A 19,483-nucleotide genomic window follows, 5' to 3' on the forward strand; every position below is an offset into this window, starting at 1 on the left:
GGGAGCGGTCACCGTTCACGCCGGCCATCGCCGGTGCCGCCGGCGTCGGATGTGCCCGGCACCGGCTCACCGTGTCCCTCCCGGATCCGGTCAAGGATCACGGGGGTGATCCCGCCCTGGTCGAGAACCGTGAGGAACACCTCCTCCATGAGGAGCCGGCGGGCATCCGGCGCGCATACGAGGGTCAGCGCCGCGAGCAGTGGCGGCGACGAGGGCCGGGGGCGTGGAGACAGGATCCTCCGCAGCGCGCGGCGATCGAGCACCGGGCCGTAGGCGGCGGTCAACAGGGCACGATGCCGCTGGACCTGGCTCTCCGGATCGCCGGGATGAAGCTGCTGGATCGCGGTCACCAGGTATCCACGCCGCCGCAGCGCCGCGGCGACGGCCGCGCGCCCGGCCAGGTCCCCGCCCCGCCTCACCAGCTCGTCGCACACGGTCCGCACGGTCAGCGGATCGGCGGGTTCCCACGCCGCGGCGTCCACCAGGTCCTCAGTCCGCGTCGACGCGAAGACCGAGAAGACCCGCTCGCCGCTCTCGCGCGCCCGCGCCGTCGCGAGCTGGAGCTGGGCCACGTGGTGTGGGATCCGGTCGTGGTCGGCGCGCTCGGGACCGTCGGCACGGACGGCCGGCGGATCGTCGGCCGCCGTCTCCCGTCCGCCACGGCCGGGCGGCCGGGGCGCCGGCGCCACGCCGAACCCGCCGAGCAGCGGGAGTATCCCGGCGAGGCCGTCGGCGTTCATGGACCTCGGCCGGGTCTCCTGGGCGAACCGCGCGATCAGCTCGCCGAGCCGGTCACAGTTGAGGAGCGTGTCGTGGTAGTCACGCGCGACCTCCTGATCGGCGGGGATCTCCGCCCCGCGCCCCCAGGAGATCGAGTGTGCCCCGGCCGGGGCGTGCCTGGTGAACGACAGCCTGATCCGGTGCCGCGACGCGCTGCTGGTCCAGGTCGAGGCGGTCATCCTGGACCTGAAGCCGTACGGGAGCAGCGCGGCCACCGCCTCGAAGAACACCAGCCGGTCGATCATCGGCACCCCCTCCCCGTTCACCACGCAGACCGGCTGCCCGGTGAGCAGCAGTGCCGCCGCGCCCATGACGGTCTGGTCGACGGCTCCGGCGGTCGACTCCGGATCCAGCACCGGCACGTCGACGAGGAGGGGACCGTCCACCGGAAGCGCGCGGCCGGCGAACGCGTGATAGAGCGCGTCACAGGAGACCGGCCCTTGGGCGGCCTCCGCGTAGGGCACGCAGAAGTATCGAGTGATCGCGATGTCCCTGCCCAGCCCGTCCCGCTCATCGGACCAATCCTGGACGGCCAGGCCCAGGTGAGCGCTGTCGCCGCCGCCGAACCAGCTGATCGTCACCTGGGGCAGCTCCGTGGGGGTGCCCGGCGCGTACCGGGTTATGATCTCGCTGAACTCGTCACGGCCGAGCCTCCCGTCACTGCAGGCCAGGATCTCGTCCCCGTCCCGGGTGCCCGGCTGCTTGCCCCACAGCGCCCATTCGGCGGTGAGTCGTACGGTCAAGAGATCCTCACCAGAACCGGATGACGACGGCGACGACGACCGCGACGAGGAAGGTGGCGCCCAGGCCCACCTTGGCCCAGATGGGCCACAGCGGCTCGTCCTGCCGATGGCCGGGACGGGCCGGTCGAAGCTGCTCCGGCCGCGCGGCCTCAGGCTCGTGTCTGTGCGTCCACAAAAGGACGCGGCCGGAGAGCCAGCCTCTCGGGGCCGGGGGGTCGTCGGGCCGCGGAGCCAGCAGGTCCAGCACGTGGGCCCGGCTTTCGGCGGTGAGCCGAGCGTGGTCCAGGAGCCCGGAGACAAGGGCGTTCGGCGCGTCCGGCCCATACAGGCTCACCGCGGCGATGATCAGCGTCGCCGAACACGGCGTGAGGGGGGAGCCGACCACCTCATCGAACGCGCCGCGCTCCAGCGTCGGCCCGTAGGCCGCGATCAGCAGCTTACGGAGACAACTGAGCCGGGCGTCCCCGTGCGGAAATGCCTGCTCGACGGCGGCCGCGAGATAGCCGTGCTCGCGCAGCGCAGGGGCGATCTCGGGGTCCTCGGCACCGCTGCCCCGGGTGACGAGTTCCTGGCAGACGATCGACAGGGTCGACGGGTCGAACGGCTCCCGGACGGCCGCCCTGACCAGATCCCCGGTCCGCAGCGACCTGAGCGCGCGGGTCCTCGACTCACCGTCGAGCCGGAACACCAGTTTCAAGGCGACGCCGGGCGCGCACTTCATCCGCAGCATGGCCTCCACCAGCGTCCTGGTTGGCGTGCCCGCGTCGTCAAGGGGGTGATTGACACCCTCAAGCGTGAGCGTCGGACCGTAGCCGACGGTCAGGATCACGTCGTAGAGGAGTTCCTTCAGATCCCATGACAGGGCCGGCTGCTCCGACAGCAACCCCCCTCTCTTGATGATCTCCCGGCGGTGGTTCTGCTCGTCATCGGTGGAGGGCCAGGGGATGGGAAGGCGGCCAAGCCTCAGCAGGAACTTTTCGAGTTCTCCGTGCCCCCCGTGCTCAAGCCGGTCGGCGCAGGCGTTCAGGATGTCGCCGACCTCGGATCTCGCGAGAGCGCCCCAGCCGGCCGGTACCGGCGGCGCGGAGTTGGAGGGGCCGTCGAGCAGAGCCAGAACCGGCCCGGCGTCTTTGAACGACAGCGGCGCCGTCTTCTCCGCGAGTCTGCTGACGAGTTCGTCGCAGGGGTATCTGTCGAGCAGCTTCACATAGCGGCTCGTGACGTCGTTCCGGGAGGAGACGACGTCGTCGGCGTCCCAGGTGACGGAGTGCGCACCGTCCCTGGCGCGCTTGGCGAACGAGAGCTTGATCCGGTGCCTGGCCGAGCTGTCGGTCCAGGTCGAGGCCGTCAGCCTGGCCCGCAGGCCGTACGGGAGCAGCGCGGCCACCACGTCCAGGAAGCGCAGCCGTTCGCGCATCGACAACGACTCGCCCCGCACCACGCAGACCGGCTCCCCGGTCAGCAGCAGCGCCGCCGCGCTCTTCGCCGCCTTGTCGACCCTCTCCGCGATCGCCTGGAGGTCGAGTGCCGGGACGTCCACGGTGAGCGGGGCGCCCGCCCACAGCTCGCGGCCGTCGAACGCGTCGTAGAGCGCCTCGTAGGACACCGGCCCGTCGGCGGCCTGACGGTAGGGCACGCAGAAGTATCGAGTGATCGCGATGTCCCTGCCCAGCCCGTCCTGCTGACCGGACCACTTCTGGATGGCCAGGCCCAGGTGGGCGCTGTCGCCGCCGCCGAACCAGCTGATCGTCACCTGGGGCAGTTCCGTGGGGGTGCCCGGCGCGTACCGGGTCATGATCTCGCTGAACTCGTCGCGGCCGAGGTTTCCCCGGCTGCACTCCAGAACCTCGTAGTCGTCCCGCGCGTCCGGGGGCTTGCCCCACAGGGCCCACTCCGCGGTGACCCTCACCTCCGGTCTCATCCGTCGCCCTCCCCGGCGTTCTTGCCGGAGGACATCCGCCGCCCGAGCCAGAGCATCGGTTCCATCACGTTGATCGGACGCGCCTGGCCACGGATCCGGAACCTGTTGCCGGGAGCGGCGCGGGAGTTCTCCTGGCCGCCTGCGCCCCCGGGTGTCTCCGGAATCAGATTCTGAAAGTCGTCCGGGTCGAAAACGCCTTTCCTCTGGTCCAGATAGAAGCCGATCGACGAGGTCACGAAGAACTTGATCCGGTCCGGCCGGAAGAACTGCTTGAGAGCGGGTAACACCATGTCCGCGTTACCACTGGCCGACACGGTGGACAGCGCCTGGAACAACTCCTCCGCGTCCTCGGCCGCGACCCGGGGAAACCGGTGGGGGTCGTCGGGATCCGGGGTCAGCAGGCTCAGTTTGTCCGCGGTCTGCAAAACCCTCAGCTCGTCGAACTTGGTGATGCAGATGGCGAGATGATGGGGCAGCATTCCGTCGTCGTACTCGTCGGTGGCGAGCATCCGCCCGGCGAGATCGGCCAGCACACCGTGCAGGTAGGCGAACGCGTCACCGTCCTTGGACTCGCGGATCGGGTCGAAGAGGAAGACGATGCCCCGGCTGGAGGCCAGGTTGTCCAGCAGTTCCTCCCTGTCCGTGCCGTAGCCGGCGCGCTCCGCGCGGAAGAAGCCTCCCGGCGCGTCCAGCACGTCGAGCCCGATCTTCCAGGCGCGGGCCTGCCTGCGTCTGCGGAGCCATCCCCTGCGCCCCTGCTCGGGGCTCCTGCTCAGGAACCAGCGGTAGTGGCCCAGGGCCCCGGTGGCGGGCGGGAACCGCTGGTGCTGGGAGAGCGCGCTGGTCATCTCGCTCAGGAAGTCGATGGAGGGGCCGTCGGCTCCGACGACCCTCCACGGCCCGTTCTTGCGGATGAGGGCGATGTTGAGTGCGGCGAGAAACGTGGTCTTCCCGCTGCCTGGGGCGCCCCATATCGCAATGTTGTGATCCGAGCGCGCCGATTGTCCCGGGTCAGAGTACACGGTGGGCCTCATTCCATCTGTTCACTGATATCTCGCTCATGGCACTTCGATCAGCGGGAAGGGGATCCGCTGGACCCGGGGTACCGCCAGGCCGAGAGCGGCGCCGAGCCCCTGGACGTCCACGGCGTCCAGCTGGGCCAGTCCTCCCCGGCCCAGCTGGGACCAGACCGGGTCCACCCGCTCGGGAGGGCGATCGCAGATCGCTCCAAACGCCAGGCCGGGGTACCGCTCAAGCCGGCGCACCTGCTGCACCCAGTCGATCCGGTGCGGGCAGGGCAGGATCTCCGACGGGTCCGCCCGGGGTGGGTGCGGCGGCCGGTCCCCGACCGTGAGCAGCACCGTCCTTTCCCCGCCGCCGTCCGAAAGCCGGCTTACCACCTCGGCCAGCATGTCCTCGACCATCGCGGCACCGGCATAGCCCTGGCTGAGGGTGCCGCGTTTCTTGAGACGCTCCTCAAGGTCCTCCAGGGAGTACCGCGCCTGCTCGGCGGAGATCTGCCAGCCCGCGACGTCCACCGGAGCCTCGGGGACTCCCCGCTGGTAGGAGTGCACGCCGTAGGCGACCAGCGACACCCGGAGCCGGCTCTCGACCCCGTCGGACACCGTGGTGATCATCTGGCCGATCCGCCTCAACCGCTCGCGGACCTGGGCGTCCGTCCCGGTGGTCTCGACAGCGCAGATCAGGTGTGCCGGCCCGGCCGGGGGATCGAACCGCGCCGGCACCGAGGCGACCAGTTCGGCCCAGTCCTGGTCGTCCCTCACCAGGTCGGGGAGGCCGGAGAAGCGGACCCGGCCCGGCCGTTCCAGCTCGGCCGTGATCTCATAACGTCCGGGGGGCACCTTCACCGTCTGGACCGACAGCAGTGCCGGCCGCCGATCCCGCCACGCCACGACGGCGAACGCCGTACCCCGCTCACCGCTCGGCTCGCAGCGGACGGTGAAGGCGGACGAGGGGTCTCCGCGCCGGGCCTCGATCGGGAACAGTTGCCGGCAGGTGAACTCAAGCCGGTCCGTCGCCGGGTGGCGCTTCAGCACGACGAGTTCGTACGACCGGCACAGCGGCTCGTCGGCGACGATCTCGCGGAGCAGCGCCCTGGCGCACATGTCGGCCCGTGTGAAGGCGGGCGCGTCCGGGTGGGCGGCCCGCAGCCACTCCATCGCCTCGTCTGCCCGGGGGCTGCCCGGAGACGAACCCATCAGGACCACCGTGCCGTCCGCGGGCATGCCCACAGCGTCGAGGACAGCCCGCCTGGCCGAGAACACGTCGGCGATGTCGCGCCCCCGCTCACCCGCCGGCTCCGCCCAGGGCACCGTCGCCCTTCCCCTGCCACGCGGCGTACCGGTCTCATCACGGTGCATGTCAAAGGCGGTGAGGCCCTCGGCCGTGACCTCGACCACGGTCAGGCTCCTGGGTCCGGCGAGTTCCGCGACCGCCTCGGCAAGGGCCCTGCGGAGCCGGATCAATTCGGTCAATTGCCGCTCCCACTGCTATATCTCACCAAAATTGGCCCCCATCCTCCGAGGAACGACTTATGCCGCTAAACGGGAAAATTAGGACACTTCTTCGATGACCCCGCCCGCATTTTGTCGCCATTCTTAACAGCATATTCGGACGCGTGTATAGCTTATCCTGCTACATACTGATAACTCTGATACGAGGGAATTATGATGTACGCGGTCCACGCGGGGGAGCCATCCCGGAGGGGGAATACATGAAAAAGTTTCTGATCGCCCTGTCCGGAGCCAGGCCGGAGATCCTCAAACGCTGCCCCAGCGAACGCGGCAAATTCGAGGGCATCGGCGGAGCGGTTCTCACCACCGGTGTGCTGGCCACCGTCTCAATGGCGTTCGCCCTGTACAGCGCGCTCGGCGTCAGCGTCTACCTCGCCGTCCCCGCCAGCCTGATCTGGGGCCTGGCGATCGTGAGCCTCGACCGGTGGCTGGTCGGCTCCATCCAGACGGACGGACCACGTCGATGGCGCCTGGCCGTACCCCGGATCCTCATGGCCATGCTGCTCGGCGTGGTCATCTCCACCCCGCTGGTCCTGCAGATCTTCAAGTCCGAGATCGACGCCCAACTCGTGGAGATCAAGCAGGATCGCGCCAACACGTTCGCCGAGGAACAGCGGAAGGGCAACATCGGCCAGGAGGTCGCCGGGCTCCGCCAGTCCGTCGCCAGCCTGCGGCAGGTGATCGCCTCCAAGGGCGACACCCCGCAGGACCCCGCCAAGGACCCCAAGATCAAGTCGCTGATCACCGAGCGCGACACCCAGCAGAAGGAGGCCGACGACTACTACGACAAGTGGCAGTGCCAGCTGTACGGTGGCCCGGCCTGCCCCCGCAAGGGCAACGGCGTCGTGGCGCAGGCGAGCAAGAAGACCTACGACAAGGCCAGGGCCCAGGTCGACAGACTCAGCAGGCAGATCGAGGACCGCAAGAAGGAGCTCACCGCCAACGACAAGAGCGCCAAGAAGATCCGGCTTGAGGCCGCGAGAGCGGAACTGCCCAAGACCCAGGCGCGGCTCGACGCCGCCGTGCGGCGGCACAACGATCTACAGGAGTCCTTCGACGCGGAGAACAGGAGCGCCAACGGACTGCTGATCAGACTGCGGGCGCTCAACGAGGTATCCGGCAAGGACCTCACCCTCAACGCGGCCCGGCTCCTTCTCTTCCTGCTGTTCCTGCTGATCGAGTGCCTGCCTGTGACGGTCAAGCTGATGCAGAAACCCGGTAACTACGAGAAGGTTCTCACCCTGGTGGCACGGCAGGAGTTCCGCGACGTCAGGGACAGTTTCCTCCCGCGGACACAGACGGGTGCGGCCGGCGGGCCCTCGACCGTACAGGAGATCTGGGGCCGGCAGACCGCTGCCGGACCGGAGCCCGACAACCCCGGCCCCCCTCCCCCGCCGCCCCACTCCGCGGGGAACGGTTCCACCCTGACCGGCCCGGTCGACCTGGACTACGAGCACGAGTCCCTGGAGGACGAGGCGCTGCGGCAGATGCCGGACACCCGGGTGATCCGGACCACGACGCCCGGCCCGGCCGCTGAGCGGCCCAGGGGCTTCGAACTCTTCCCCGACGACGAATGAGCCCCCGTTGGCTTCCGGAACAGAAGATCTTCTGATCAAAGGCCGCTACCGGCTCCTGTCCAGGCTGGGCGAGGGGGGGATGGGCAACGTCTGGCTGGCCGACGACGCGATGCTCGGACGTCGCGTCGCGCTGAAGGAACTCGTGCTGTCCCCGCGAGGGGAGCACCTGTCCGTGCGCCGCGAGCGAGCCCTGCGCGAGGCGCGCGCCGCGGCGAGCATCGGCCACCCCGGCATCGTCGACATCTACGACGTGTTCCTGGAAGAGGGCCGCCCCTGGATCGTCATGGCCTACATCAGAGGCCGCTCGCTCCTTGAGCTGGTCGAGGGCGGCGGGCTCGGCGAACGCGAACTCGCCCGGATCGGCGTGCGCGTGCTGGACGCGCTGACCGCGGCGCACCGCGCCTCAGTACTGCACCGGGACATCAAACCCGCCAACATCGTGATCAGCGAGACGGGCGGGGTGTTCCTGGTGGACTTCGGCATCGCCCAGATCGGCGGCCACAGCAGTCTCACCATCCAGAACACCTTCACCGGCACGCCCGAGTTCATGGCGCCCGAACGGATCTACGGCCGCGCCCCTGGGCCGCCCTCCGACCTGTGGTCCCTCGGGGTCACCTTCTTCTACGCGCTTGAGGGGTACTCCCCGTTCCGCCGTGACAGCGCCATCGCCACCATGAGAGCCGTCACCGACCACGCTCCCCCGCCGGCCTCCCGCCCGGGGCCGCTGTCGGACGCGGTCATCCGGCTGCTCGAAAAGGACCCGGCCCGGAGGATGGGCGCCCACGAGCTCGCCCTCGTTCTGAAGTCGGTCGCCGCCCCCTCCCGCCGTCCTCCGCCCGAGCCCACGCCCAGGACCAGGCTCCTCCCCACCCCCGGGGCCGTACCGCCCCCCGTCCCCGCGTCCAGGACCGCGCCTTCGCCCGTGTCCCCGCGCGTGTCCAGGGCCGTACCCCCTGCCGCGCCCGGGGGCGCCGAGCCCCCGGAGTCGCCGAACGCTGGCGGCCTCGATCCGGCCGAGGCGGCGCGGCTGGTCGGCGGCATGGCGGCCGAACCCGCCGCGCGGTTCTTCGCCACCCTGCCCCCGAAGACCGCCCAGCAGGTGCTGACCCGGCTGGAACCGAGGGTCGCAGCGGGGATCCTGCTGGCCCTGCCCGGAAGCGGGGCGGCCTCGGTCCTCACCGCGATCCCGGCCAGAACCGCCGGCGGACTGCTGGAGAGGATGGCGGACAGGCCGCGGAAGGCCGCCTCGGTGCTGCAGATGCTGTCCGCGGCCCGAGCCGGTCGCGTGGTGGACCACATGCGGCTGGACGAGGTCTCCGCGCTCCTGGACGTGACGCCGCCCGGCGAGGCGGTGCGGATCCTCGCGCACGCCCACGTCCGGACCGCCGCCGGCGTCGTCGGCGCCCTCCCCGTACCCCAGGCCGCCCGGCTGGTCGGCGGCATGCCGGTACGGCGGGCATGCGACACCCTCGGTCACATCCCCCCCGCCACCATCGCCGCGCTGCTGAGAGCGCTCCCCGGTGACCGTGCCGAGCGGCTGCTCGACGGGCTCGACCAGAGGGCCCGCGCCCATGTCCTCCGCTACCTGAACCGATCCTGACCGTCTCCGGCCTCGTCACCGGAGACCCGGTCCGAGTACGTCACAGGCGGGGCCACGGGCGGGGCCACGGGCGGGGCCACGGCCGAGGTCACGGGCGGGAGCACGGCCGGGACCACGGGCGGGGCACGGCTCGGCGCCCGTCACGACGGCGACGGGCGCCGGTCAGGACTCGCCGCCGAGCTTGGCCGAGATCGCCCGGGCCGCGCGGACGGTGAGCGGCGCGATGGCGGAGAGGACTTTCCGGCTCATCCGGAAGACCGGCCCGGTCACGATCAGCACCGCGGCGACATGGCCGTCTCCGGCGAAGACGGGCGCGGCGACCGAGGCGGACTGCAGGCTCACCTCGTTCGCGGACGTCGCGTACCCCTGACCGCGTACCACGTCGAGCTCCCTGCGGAGTTCCCGCGGGTCGAGGATCGTACGCTCGGTGAGCCGGGTGAAGCTCAGACCGTCGATGATCTCCTCACGCTGCTGGTCGGGCTCGAAGGCGAGCAGGGCCTTGCCGCCCGCGCCCGCGTGCAGAGGAAGACGCTCGCCCACCGAGAAGCCGGAGCGGACCACCGCCCTGCTCTCGGCGCTCGCGATCACGACACGCTCCGATCCCTCCCGCACGTGCAGGCCGACGGTCTCGCCCGTCTCCTCCTGCAGTTGGGCCATGATCGGCATCGCCACCGTCCGCACGTCAAGGCCATCCAGATATATCCGGCCGAGCCTGGCGGCGCCGGCTCCAAGGCGGTAGCGCCCGGACTCCTCCTCCTGCGTGACGAGGCCCGCCTCGGCGAGGTCGAGGATCAACCGCGACACGGTGCTCTTGGGAAGACCCATGTCGCGCGACAGGTCACGAACACCGTGCGGCTTGCCATCCGCGAAACTCAGGAGAACCCTGATGGCTTTGTCCACTCGCATCACTCCGATTGTCGCCCTGCTGATGGCTCTGTCAGGGCCGGGTGGTCCCTCCGACGGGGCCCGGTCGTCCTATCCTGCCGGGTCCGCCCCCGGCTCCGGACCCGTACGCCGACTCCCGGCCCCAGGCCGCCACACCGGCTCCCGATCCACTCCGCGGAGCCGGTGAACCGTGCCGAGAAGGTTCGCCGGCGCCCACCGTCCTCAGCGTCGCGTCCGGCCTGGACCATCGGCGGCCGACCGGGGCGGGTCGTCGAGCACCCGCTCCCGAAAGCCCCGTATGTCGTCGGCCCATGAGTCCGCGCCGCTGAATCGGAAGTCGAACACGATGTGGTCGGCTCCGAGTGATCGCATGGCCGCCACATCCGCACGGATCTCCGGCAGGTCGCCGACGAGCGCGGAGCCGCGGATGTCGTCGTCCGTCGCGGATCCCGTGTCGCCCGCTCTTCCCCCGCCGCGGCTGAACGCGGCGATCAGATCGCGGCGCGGTAGCCGGCCTCCGGCCGACTCGCGGGCCGCGTCGTAGTCGGCGAGCATCCAGACGGCCACCTTCGGGCGCCACCCCGACTCCTGGGCGAGCCGGCCGAGATCGGCCATCAGCGGTGCGAACGTGCTGAAAGGCTGCCGCCCGGCCAGCCAGTTGACCCGCCGTCCGACGGCTGCCGCCGCCGCGAGGCGTCCACCCCCCGCCCACCAGATCTCGACGGGACGATCGGCCCGCGTCCGGGAGGGCGCCGAGTCCAGTACCTCGAACGTCTCACGGCGACGGTGGGCGATCTGTGTCGCGGATACGCCGGACAGCTCCATTTCGGACGCGTAGTCGCCGAGTCCCAGCCCGATGTGGACTCGGCGCTCCGCCAGCTGGGAGAGCGACTCCGCCAGCGCGAGGACATGACGCGGCGCCCGGAAGGGGATCGTGGCGCCCGCTCCCAGTTCGATGCGTTCCGTGACCGCCGCCGCGGCCGAGAGGGCGACGTACTGCTCCAGAAACCTGTCCGACCGCGGCTCCCACAGATGCGGTGTGTACACGAGGTGATCGCGGGCCCAGAGGCGGTCGTATCCGGCGGCCTCGGCCTGCCGGGCGGCGTCCAGGAGCAGGGACCTGCACGTGTCGGGGCCGAAGTGCGGCAGGACGAGACCGTAGGTGGTCATCGTGGCGACCGGCCCGTGCCGGCGCCCCGGATCCACTGCCCGTGTCCGGGTGATCCGACGACCGCGCCGTCGGAGAACACCGCGTTTCCCCGGACGAACGTGGCGACGGCCCGGCCCCGGAGGTCGACCTCGCTCAGGTACACCGCGTTGCGGCTGCCCTGGGCGAGGAAGCCGGCGTCGGCGGCGAACGGCACGGCGGCTCGCGGGTCGACGACGGCGAGGTCGGCGTCATTGCCGACCACGAGGTCGCCCTTGCCCTCCAGGCCGAACCTGCGGGCCGGCCTGGAGGTCATTTTGGCGATGACGTCGACGAGCGCCTGGTCAGGCTCCCGGGCGATCGTGAGGAGCGACGGCATGAGGAACTCGATCCCGGGAAGACCCGGGAGCGCCCCGCAGGGATCCTCCGCGTGGTGGCCCAGTTCCTCCGTGGTGTACGAGCAGTGGTCACTGGCGATGATGTCGATACCGTCGTGGCGCAGTCGATCGAGCAGGCTCCTCCGGACGTCGTGGGCCCGGAGCGGCGGGTTGCACTTGGCGAAGGAGCCGTACCTGTCGAGTGTGTCCTGGTCGAGGAGGAGGTAGTGCGGGCAGGTCTCGACGCTGATGTCGGCGCCGGCCCGCCGCAGGCCGTCGGCGAGGTCCACGCCCCGCGCCGTCGACACGTGCACGAGGTGAACGCGCGCCCCGGTCGTGAGCGAGAGGCTGCCGACCATCGCGATCGCGGAGTCCTCGACGACGGGCGGCCTCGCCTCACGATGACGCTCACCGAAGCCCGGCCGGTCCGCCGACTCGGCCGCGAAGTGCTCAAGCAGCCGATCGTTCTCGCAGTGAACGGCGTGCACCCGGCCCGTGGCCGCGACCGCGCTCATCGTCTGGAACAGCTGCGGCTCCGTGACGGCCCACATGCCCTCGAACGCGGCGGCACGGGATGGCTGTGGCCGGTGGGTGAAGGTCTTGAAGGCGATCGCGCCGGCTCGGGCGCACGACTCGACCTCGTCGAGCGAGCTGTGCCCGGCACCAGCGTACAGCCCGAAGTCGATGAACGACCGGCCGGACAGGTGCCTTCCGCGTCGCTCCAGCCGGGCGGCCGTGGTGACGGGAACGTCGCTGGTGGGCATCTCCAGCACGGTGGTGACCCCGTTGGAGGCCGCGGCGGCGGTGCCGGTGAGGAAGGACTCCCGTTCCGGTGAACCGGGATCCCTGAAGTGGACGTGCACGTCGATCAGTCCCGGCACGACGAGCAGGCCGGACGCGTCGAAGACCCGATCGCCCGGCTCGGGCCTGATCTCCCGATCGATGGCGACGATCTTCCCGTGCTCACAGCGGAGGTCGAACGACCCTGAGACGGCGCTGCTGCACAGGTCACCGCCTCTGATGACAAGACCGGACATTGGCGAAACTCCTTGGGGTGGTGTGCCGGAACGCCGGGAGCGACCGGCCGCCGGCACGCGCTGGGCGGCCGGCGGCCGGTCACCTCTACTGCGGCCCGAACTTGGCGACCAGGGCCGCGGACGTGTCGAAGCGTCGCTTGACCATGTCGGTCAGCTCCTGGGCGCTGATCCGCTGCGTCACCATGCCGATGTTCCGCAGCTTGGCGGTGAGGTCCGGATCCTTCGCGATCTCGGTGAGCGCGGACTCCCAGGCTTGGACGACGTGCTCCGGCGTCTTGGGCGGAGCCATGAATCCCAGCCAGTTGTCGAGGATGAAGTCGTCGAGGCCCACCGCCGACGCGATCGGGGTCTCCGGCAGCAGCGGGAACGGCTCCGTGCCCGAGACGATGAGCGGCCGGATCTTACCGGCCTTGATCAGGGGAAGCGCGGTGGAGACGTTCACCGCCGAGAAGTCGACGTGGCCGCCGGCGACCGCGTTCGCCGCGGGACCGTCCCCGTTGAAGGTGACCCGTTTGGGGGCGGAGGCGTCGACGCCGAGGGCGTCGAACAGGGCCAGGGTGGAGAAGGTCGCCGGCCCCTGCGGCGAGCCCGTGGACCAGGTCACGGTCGAGGGCGAGCCTTTCAGGTTCTTGATGAGGTCCTCGGCGGATCGGATTCGCCCCTCGGCCGGCGCGACGATGACCCGCGGGCTGATGGCGATCCCGCCGAGGACGGTGAAGGAGTCCCACTTGTAGGGGAGTGAGGGGTTCGCCGCGAGGGCTTCGGTGGTGGGCCCGGAGATGAGCGCCTCGATGGTGTATCCGTCCGGCTTGGCGCTCAGGAACTCGGTGGTCGCGGTGACTCCGCCCGCGCCCTCCTTGTTGGCGATGGTGACCGGCTGGCGGAACCTCTCCTTGAGACTGTCGACGACAAGGCGGGCGCCGGAGTCGGTGAAGCCTCCCGCCGAGAACGGGACGACGACCTCGATGCTCTTGGCCGGGTACGCGGACTCCGCGGACTCCCCGCTTCGGCCGCACGCGGTGAGGGTGAGGCTCGCGGTGACGAGCAAGGCGGCGGTGATTTTGAGATTGGCGGACCTGATGGGAAGCAACTCTGTTACCACCCTTTCCGATTCTGAGTAAAACGGAACGGACACATGCGGGTCAGAAGTCCTCTTCGAGGGCCGGACGGTCGGACGTGGCCTCGCGCCTGCGAGATCGCAACCCGGTCCAGAGCAGAATCACCGCGACGGCGAGCAGGCCGAGGGCGAGCGGGCTCTGCCGGAACACCAGCACGCTGCCGCCGCCGAGCGACAGGCTCTGCCGGAAGGAGGATTCGATGATCGGCGCGATCACCAGGGCGAGGACCATCGGCGCCAGCGGGATGTGGGCGCGTCGCATGCCGTAACCGAGAAATCCGAAGACGAGCATGACGACGAGGTCGAACGGGCGGCTGTTGACCGAGTACACGCCGATGAACGACACGACCAGGATGACCGGGAGGATCACCGCGTACGGCACCGAGACGATGCGCGCCCATATCCTGACCAGTGGAAGGTTCAGCAGGACGAGGATGACGTTGCCGACGAACATGCTGGCGATGAACGGCCAGGCCACATCGGGGTGTTCGGAGAAGATGAGCGGTCCCGGGGTGATGCCGTGCACCAGGAACGCCCCCAGCAGCACGGCGATCGTCGGGGACGTCGGTATCCCCAGGGTGAGCAGCGGAACCAGTCCGCCGCCGACCGCCGAGTTGTTGGCGGCCTCGGGGCTCGCGACGCCTTCGATGGCCCCCTTGCCGAACCGCTCGGGTGATGGGGAGATTCGGCGCTCGACGTCGTAGGCGGTGAACGAGGCGGCCGCGGGGCTGAGCCCGGGCACGAGTCCCAGGAAGAACCCGAGAAGGCTGCCCCGGGCGATCGGCCCGGCGGACTGCCGGAGCTCGGACCGGCTGGGGTAGAGCCGGGAGAGCCGGCCCTCGTAGATGGACGCGGCGCCGGACGCGGAGGCCATCAGGATCTCGCTGATCGCGAAGAGACCGACGACCACCGGGATGAAGTTGACGCCGGCCAGGAGTTCGACGCTGCCGAAGGTGAACCGCCCCTCCCCGGTGACGGGGTCGCTTCCGATCATGGCGATCAGCAGGCCGAGACCGCAGGACAGAAGGCCGCGGGCCAGCGACCTACCGGCCAGGTTGACGGCGGCCACCAGGGCGAGGGCGGTCAGGGCGCACAGTTCCAGCGGACCGAAACTCAGCGCGAGGGGCGCGACCAGGGGCGCGAGCACGACGAGCAGGATGATGGAGAGCAGTCCGGCGACGAACGAGCCGATGGCCGCGATCGCGAGCGCCGCGCCGCCACGCCCCTGGCGGGCCATCGCGTAGCCGTCGAGCGCGGTGACCACCGACGACACCTCGCCGGGGACGTTCATGAGGATGGCGGTGGTGGAGCCGCCGTACATCGCACCGTAGTAGATGGCGGCGATCATGATCACCGCGGAGGCCGGTTCCAGTCCGACCGACAGGGGGACCAGCAGCGCCATGCCCGCCGTGGGGCCGAGCCCGGGGAGGACCCCGATGAGCGTCCCGACAAGCGCGCCGAGGAAGGCCCAGAGGATGTTCTCCGGTGTCAGGGCGATGGCCAGCCCGTGCAGCAGTTGCCCGAAGGTGTCCATGCCGCGGCCCCGCTCAGAGAATCTCGTCGCCGGGCAGGGGGACGTCGAGGAGCAATCGGAAGGCGACGTGGACGACCACCGCCCCGATCAGGCCGATCAACACCGACTTCGGCCAGCGGTAGCCGGCCATGTAGCGGCAGCAGAGCAGAAACGCCACGCCTGACGCGATCGTCAGGCTGACGCTCACCGCGACGACGCAGAAGGCCGTGATGCCCGCGGGCAACGCCAGTCCCGAGAGCCGGGAGGCCCCTCGGCGGGGCGACGGCTCACCGCCGCCGCCCTCACCGCCGCCGTCGCCCTCGCCCTCGCCGGGACCCGCCCCGGACTTCCGGGCGCCCCGCAGCGCCGGAGCACAGATGGCCAGGCCCGCCAGCGCCACGGCTATGCCGATGACGAGGGGAAAAGCCCCCGGACCCACCGCTGTTCCGGTGGTGTTCCGGATCGTGGCGGCCATAACCGCCACGATGCCGCCAAGAACCACGGCTGTGACGCCGACCGCCAGGTCGCGCGATTGAGATGTCATGAGAGTCGCCTCCTCAGGCTCACCCCGTCAGGTGTGGAGTCCCCCCGCGGACACTCAGGTGCAGTTGGATGGACCGTACTGGGAACCCCCGTTATGGGGCTGACCGTAATCCCCCCAGTAGGCGTCGACATAAGGGAGGATCTGCCGCAACAGCGCGAGGCGCCGCCCGTCCTCCTCGGAAGGTTCGCCCGCCAGCTGCCGGCGAATCTCCGCTTCGACCTCACCCCTGTCGAGGGTGACGTGGGTTCCGCCCCGGACGACCTCACGGCCGCCGACCACCACGGCGCGTATGTGCGACCTGTCGGCCTTGTAGACCAGGTCGTCGACGACCGTCGGCCCGGTGGGCCCGACGGGGGCGTTCAGCCGCTCCCAGTCGAGCAGCAGCAGATCGGCGTACCGGCCCGGCTCAAGCGACCCGATGTCCCCGATGAACTCGGTGGACATCGCGGCGCCGCCGATCGCCATGTCGAGCAGGACCCCGGGGGTGATCACCTCCCTCTCCGCGCCGGGGGTGTGCTGAAGCCCCTGCACGAGGCGCATGTCGGCGAACACGTTCCAGTCGCTGTTCAGCCCGCCTTCGTCCAGCCCCAGGGAGAGCGGCACGCCCCGTTCACGCATGAGGTTGAGCTGAGCGATGCCGCTGCCCATCAACAGGTTCGAGCTGACGCTGGCGCAGACCCGCGTCCCCGTCTCGCTCAGCAGGGCGATGTCGTCGTCGGTCGCCCACACCGCGTGCAGGAGCGTGAGGTCGCGACCGAGCACCCCCAGATCGTGGAGGTGCGCGATGGCGGACTTGCCCGTCCTGGTCCGCGCGTACAGTTTCTGACGCGGCGACTCCAGCAGATGCATGTTGACGTGCACGCCGTACTCTCCGGCGACGTCCATGATCGAGCGGATGGCGTCGTCCGAGCACCAGTGCAGGTTGTGCGGCGCGAGCGAGATCCGCGCGTACGGGTCGGTGTTCCCGCCGTTCACCTCCCACAGACCGACGAACAGGTCGTCGAGATAAGATCGCAGCGGCACCTCCTGACCGGTGAGGAACTCCCGCATTCCCTCGGCCAGCGGCTCGGGAAGATGGCCGGAGAACCACTCGTCCCCGTCGTACACCAGCCGGTTCTGATCCCTGAAGTTGAAGGTGAAGTTCACCCGCATCCCGGCATCCCGGTAGGCCGTGAGCACCGTCTCCGCGTCGTCACGCCACCGCTCCCACGGGCCACGCCGTCCGACGTGGAGGTGGTTGACGGTGGTGATCCCGGCACCGAGCATCTCGATCGCGCCGTACAGCGTGTCCTCGTACAGCGCGGGGCCCCGCAGAGTCCGCCGGTGGCTGAACACGCGCTCCAGCGACATGGCACGCGCGCCGAGCTTGATCGGGGCCACCCCCTGATGGTGGTGGCCGTCGACGAAGCCGGGCATGACCAGACAGTCCGGTGCGCCGACCTCCTCCGCCCGCGGAAAACGGTTCCGCAGTTCGGAGAGCGGTGCCACGGCGACGACGCGATCACCGTCGACGGCGACGCCGCCGCCGTGGACCACCTCGTGCTCGTCGTCCAGCAGGCGTCCGGTGATGACGGCCGCGCCGTAGTAGATCTTCATGCCTGGTCGACCTCCAGCGGATTCCGCGCCAACCGCCCTACGCCTTGCCCAGTGCGCGCAACGTGTCGCCCGCCGCGTCGAGGTTCCTCAACCAGGTCTCGGAGTAGTTCCGGCTCAGGATCACGCCCTCCGCGCCACCCTCGTAGCTGGCCTCGATCGCGGTACGGACGTCACTCGGTTCGATGGGACGTTCGTCGGCATACGCCTCGACCCCGACGTTGACCCCCGAATAGACCGGAATGCCGGGACAGGCGTCGACGGTCCGGCGGATCTCGTCCCGGATGTAGTCGGCGGAGAAGCCCACCTCGGCCAGCTTGTCGTACTCGGCCTCACGGAGATTGAGGATGCGATAGAGGAACTGCAGCAGCTCGGGGGCCTCGAAATCGCCCCAGACGCTGGACGTGTGCCGCTCGACATACCGCTTGAACCGCGACCCCGCCGGCGTCTGGTAGACGACCGGCTTGATCCAGTCGGCGCACTCGCTCAGCTCGGACAGGTCGTACTGGGCCTTGAGGAACGGGTCGTAGGTGTTGATGTACTGCCAAAGGTGCATGCCGACTTCGAGATTCGGGTCGATCCACTTCACCAGGCCGTAGATCTCACGGGCGAAGGTCTTGTGAGACCGGGTCCACAGGCTGTCCCAGGCGAGGATCTCGGGGAAGGCGAAGAGGATGCGCATGAAGCCGATGAAGTATCCGTCACGCGGTTTCACCCCCGACTTCGCGCCGTGGACGAAGTTCGCGAGCTCCAGGTATCCCTGGCGGGCCCGCCGCACGTCGATGCCCTCGCGGTGCCCGATCTCCTCGCAGTAGCGGCAGAAACAGCTCGGCTGGTCGGCGTCGAGCGTGTTGCCGAGGGGGCCTCGGCGTTCGATCCCCCACAGGACGCCGTCGATGTCATGGCTCTTGCACCAGTCCTCGACCACGGCGTGCATGAAGGCGCGGTATCCGGGATTGTTGAGGCACGGGCGCGAGGCCTTCCGGCCAACGTGATCGATCTCGATGAGCCCCCTGAACCCCGGTACCGAGACGGGGGTGGGGAATGTCCGATACCGCTCGCAGTAGTACGGATAGACCTTCAGTCCCCGCTTCCGGGCCTCGGGGATGACGTCGGCCAGGATGTCGAACCCCTGCACCTCCTTCTCCGGCGCCTGGAAGTCGCGGATCGGGCTGTCGCCGTAGAGCTTCAAATTGGGTTTGAAGTAGCCTCCGCCTTCGAAATCATCGGGCTCCTGGCCGCCGTGGTCGGGGAACCCCGTGTGCGCACGCCCCGCCGTTCCCCGCAGCCATGACATCGCGGAGAGCAGGATGGCGTTGGCGCCTCCTCGCTCCTGAACGGAGTCGAGGACCTGCGGGACACCCTCGTCTGTGAACGACACGGCGCCGATCTGCATGCCGACGAAAGAAGACACGTCACCCTCCAGATTCTCGGAACTGCTTGAGTGATGCCGTGATGCTAATTGGGACACTGTCCCAAAGTCAACGGTCCCGTCGGCGTGACACCACACGGCTCACAGGGCCGGAAAACCGGCTCCACCTACCCGACCTGCGGATGTTCGCCGGCCAGGCGGCCCGAAACCTCCCGTCGCGCGAGCCGGGCGCGGCCGTCACGGCGAGGGCGGGAACGGATTCCGGGCGGGTCCCCAGCTCTTGGCGGACACGGGAGACCACACCTGCCACGCCACCCGGCCCCTTGGAACAGATCGGAGAGGCGGCTCGCGATCGACCATCCCGGCCGGCGACGGCCTCCCCGATCGATGCCGGCGTCTCGCGCTCGGCCCGGGTCTGAAACCACCTGCCGGAGGTGCCGGAGGCACCCGACGGCGGGCGATCGCCGCCTTCATCCTGACCACCGTCACCGCCATGATCGCCGAGGCAACACGGCTACGGGACGAGGGCCGGTCACCCGAGCAGATCACCGCCCCCCTGACCGGCACGGTCGGCCGAGCGCTCGACATCCTGGACACCGGCATCGGCGACATCAACAGATCGGTGGCCCCGTCCGAGCAGGAGCCGCTGAGGCGATGAGTAGCCCTGTGTCAAGCCGCCGCCAGTTGATCTTGTCTGAGCAGGGCCTGGAGGGCTCCGTGCTTGGCGGGATCGTAGGCCACAC

At 69.8% G+C, this 19,483-nt stretch carries 15 protein-coding genes; 3 read left to right on the plus strand and 12 right to left on the minus strand.

Going from position 1 to position 19,483, the window contains the following annotated elements; translation table 11 throughout:
- Window positions 1-8: 8 nt before the first annotated feature.
- The 4 genes from ABZ194_RS21610 to ABZ194_RS21625 are packed head-to-tail and all read right to left on the minus strand — an operon-like array spanning window position 9 to window position 5,939.
- Window positions 9-1,523, minus strand: coding sequence for a hypothetical protein (locus tag ABZ194_RS21610; protein WP_355598785.1), 1,515 nt, complete (start codon window positions 1,521-1,523; stop codon window positions 9-11).
- Between the two features lie 7 nt (window positions 1,524-1,530).
- Entirely contained in the window at window positions 1,531-3,444 is a 1,914-nt protein-coding gene (locus ABZ194_RS21615) for a hypothetical protein (RefSeq protein ID WP_355598786.1), read from the minus strand.
- A complete protein-coding gene (locus tag ABZ194_RS21620) occupies window positions 3,441-4,466 on the minus strand; it encodes a hypothetical protein (protein WP_355598787.1) in 1,026 nt (341 codons plus the stop codon). Before ABZ194_RS21620 ends, ABZ194_RS21615 begins: the two co-directional genes overlap by 4 nt.
- A gap of 36 nt (window positions 4,467-4,502) precedes the next feature.
- Entirely contained in the window at window positions 4,503-5,939 is a 1,437-nt protein-coding gene (locus ABZ194_RS21625) for a hypothetical protein (RefSeq protein WP_355598788.1), read from the minus strand.
- A 239-nt stretch (window positions 5,940-6,178) separates the two neighbouring features.
- Between ABZ194_RS21625 and ABZ194_RS21630 the strand changes: the two genes are divergently transcribed.
- Both ABZ194_RS21630 and ABZ194_RS21635 read left to right on the plus strand, forming a co-directional pair.
- Window positions 6,179-7,555, plus strand: coding sequence for a DUF4407 domain-containing protein (locus tag ABZ194_RS21630; RefSeq protein WP_355598789.1), 1,377 nt, complete (start codon window positions 6,179-6,181; stop codon window positions 7,553-7,555).
- Between the two features lie 7 nt (window positions 7,556-7,562).
- Window positions 7,563-9,155, plus strand: coding sequence for a protein kinase (locus tag ABZ194_RS21635; protein WP_355598790.1), 1,593 nt, complete (start codon window positions 7,563-7,565; stop codon window positions 9,153-9,155).
- Between the two features lie 162 nt (window positions 9,156-9,317).
- On the opposite strand, the gene ABZ194_RS21640 is transcribed toward ABZ194_RS21635, so the two are convergent.
- The 8 genes from ABZ194_RS21640 to ABZ194_RS21675 all read right to left on the minus strand — a co-directional run bounded on the left by ABZ194_RS21640 (window position 9,318) and on the right by ABZ194_RS21675 (window position 18,782).
- Complete coding sequence (locus ABZ194_RS21640) at window positions 9,318-10,061, minus strand: IclR family transcriptional regulator (protein WP_355598791.1); 744 nt, start codon at window positions 10,059-10,061, stop codon at window positions 9,318-9,320.
- A 201-nt stretch (window positions 10,062-10,262) separates the two neighbouring features.
- Entirely contained in the window at window positions 10,263-11,210 is a 948-nt protein-coding gene (locus ABZ194_RS21645; protein ID WP_355598792.1) for an LLM class flavin-dependent oxidoreductase, read from the minus strand.
- Window positions 11,207-12,601 carry a dihydroorotase family protein gene (locus ABZ194_RS21650; RefSeq protein ID WP_355598793.1) on the minus strand — a complete coding sequence of 465 codons (1,395 nt, stop codon included), beginning with the start codon at window positions 12,599-12,601 and terminating at the stop codon, window positions 11,207-11,209. The genes ABZ194_RS21645 and ABZ194_RS21650 overlap by 4 nt, the downstream gene beginning before the upstream one ends.
- Before the next feature lie 85 nt (window positions 12,602-12,686).
- Window positions 12,687-13,691 (minus strand): tripartite tricarboxylate transporter substrate binding protein, encoded by a 1,005-nt coding sequence (locus ABZ194_RS21655; protein WP_355598794.1) that lies wholly within the window; start codon window positions 13,689-13,691, stop codon window positions 12,687-12,689.
- 52 nt (window positions 13,692-13,743) lie between these two features.
- Window positions 13,744-15,252: a tripartite tricarboxylate transporter permease gene (locus ABZ194_RS21660; protein ID WP_355598795.1), complete on the minus strand. Its 1,509-nt coding sequence runs from the start codon at window positions 15,250-15,252 to the stop codon at window positions 13,744-13,746.
- A 13-nt stretch (window positions 15,253-15,265) separates the two neighbouring features.
- Window positions 15,266-15,775: a tripartite tricarboxylate transporter TctB family protein gene (locus tag ABZ194_RS21665; RefSeq protein WP_355598796.1), complete on the minus strand. Its 510-nt coding sequence runs from the start codon at window positions 15,773-15,775 to the stop codon at window positions 15,266-15,268.
- A 54-nt stretch (window positions 15,776-15,829) separates the two neighbouring features.
- Window positions 15,830-17,371 carry an amidohydrolase family protein gene (locus ABZ194_RS21670; protein ID WP_355598797.1) on the minus strand — a complete coding sequence of 514 codons (1,542 nt, stop codon included), beginning with the start codon at window positions 17,369-17,371 and terminating at the stop codon, window positions 15,830-15,832.
- A gap of 37 nt (window positions 17,372-17,408) precedes the next feature.
- The gene (locus tag ABZ194_RS21675; RefSeq protein ID WP_355598798.1) at window positions 17,409-18,782 is read right to left on the minus strand and encodes a hypothetical protein; all 1,374 of its coding nucleotides are present in this window, start codon (window positions 18,780-18,782) and stop codon (window positions 17,409-17,411) included.
- 451 nt (window positions 18,783-19,233) lie between these two features.
- Between ABZ194_RS21675 and ABZ194_RS21680 the strand changes: the two genes are divergently transcribed.
- Window positions 19,234-19,398 carry a hypothetical protein gene (locus ABZ194_RS21680; RefSeq protein WP_355598799.1) on the plus strand — a complete coding sequence of 55 codons (165 nt, stop codon included), beginning with the start codon at window positions 19,234-19,236 and terminating at the stop codon, window positions 19,396-19,398.
- Window positions 19,399-19,483 lie beyond the last annotated feature (85 nt).

This window comes from Streptosporangium sp. NPDC006007 (assembly GCF_040614315.1).
In the GTDB taxonomy this organism is placed as follows: Bacteria; Actinomycetota; Actinomycetes; order Streptosporangiales; family Streptosporangiaceae; genus Streptosporangium.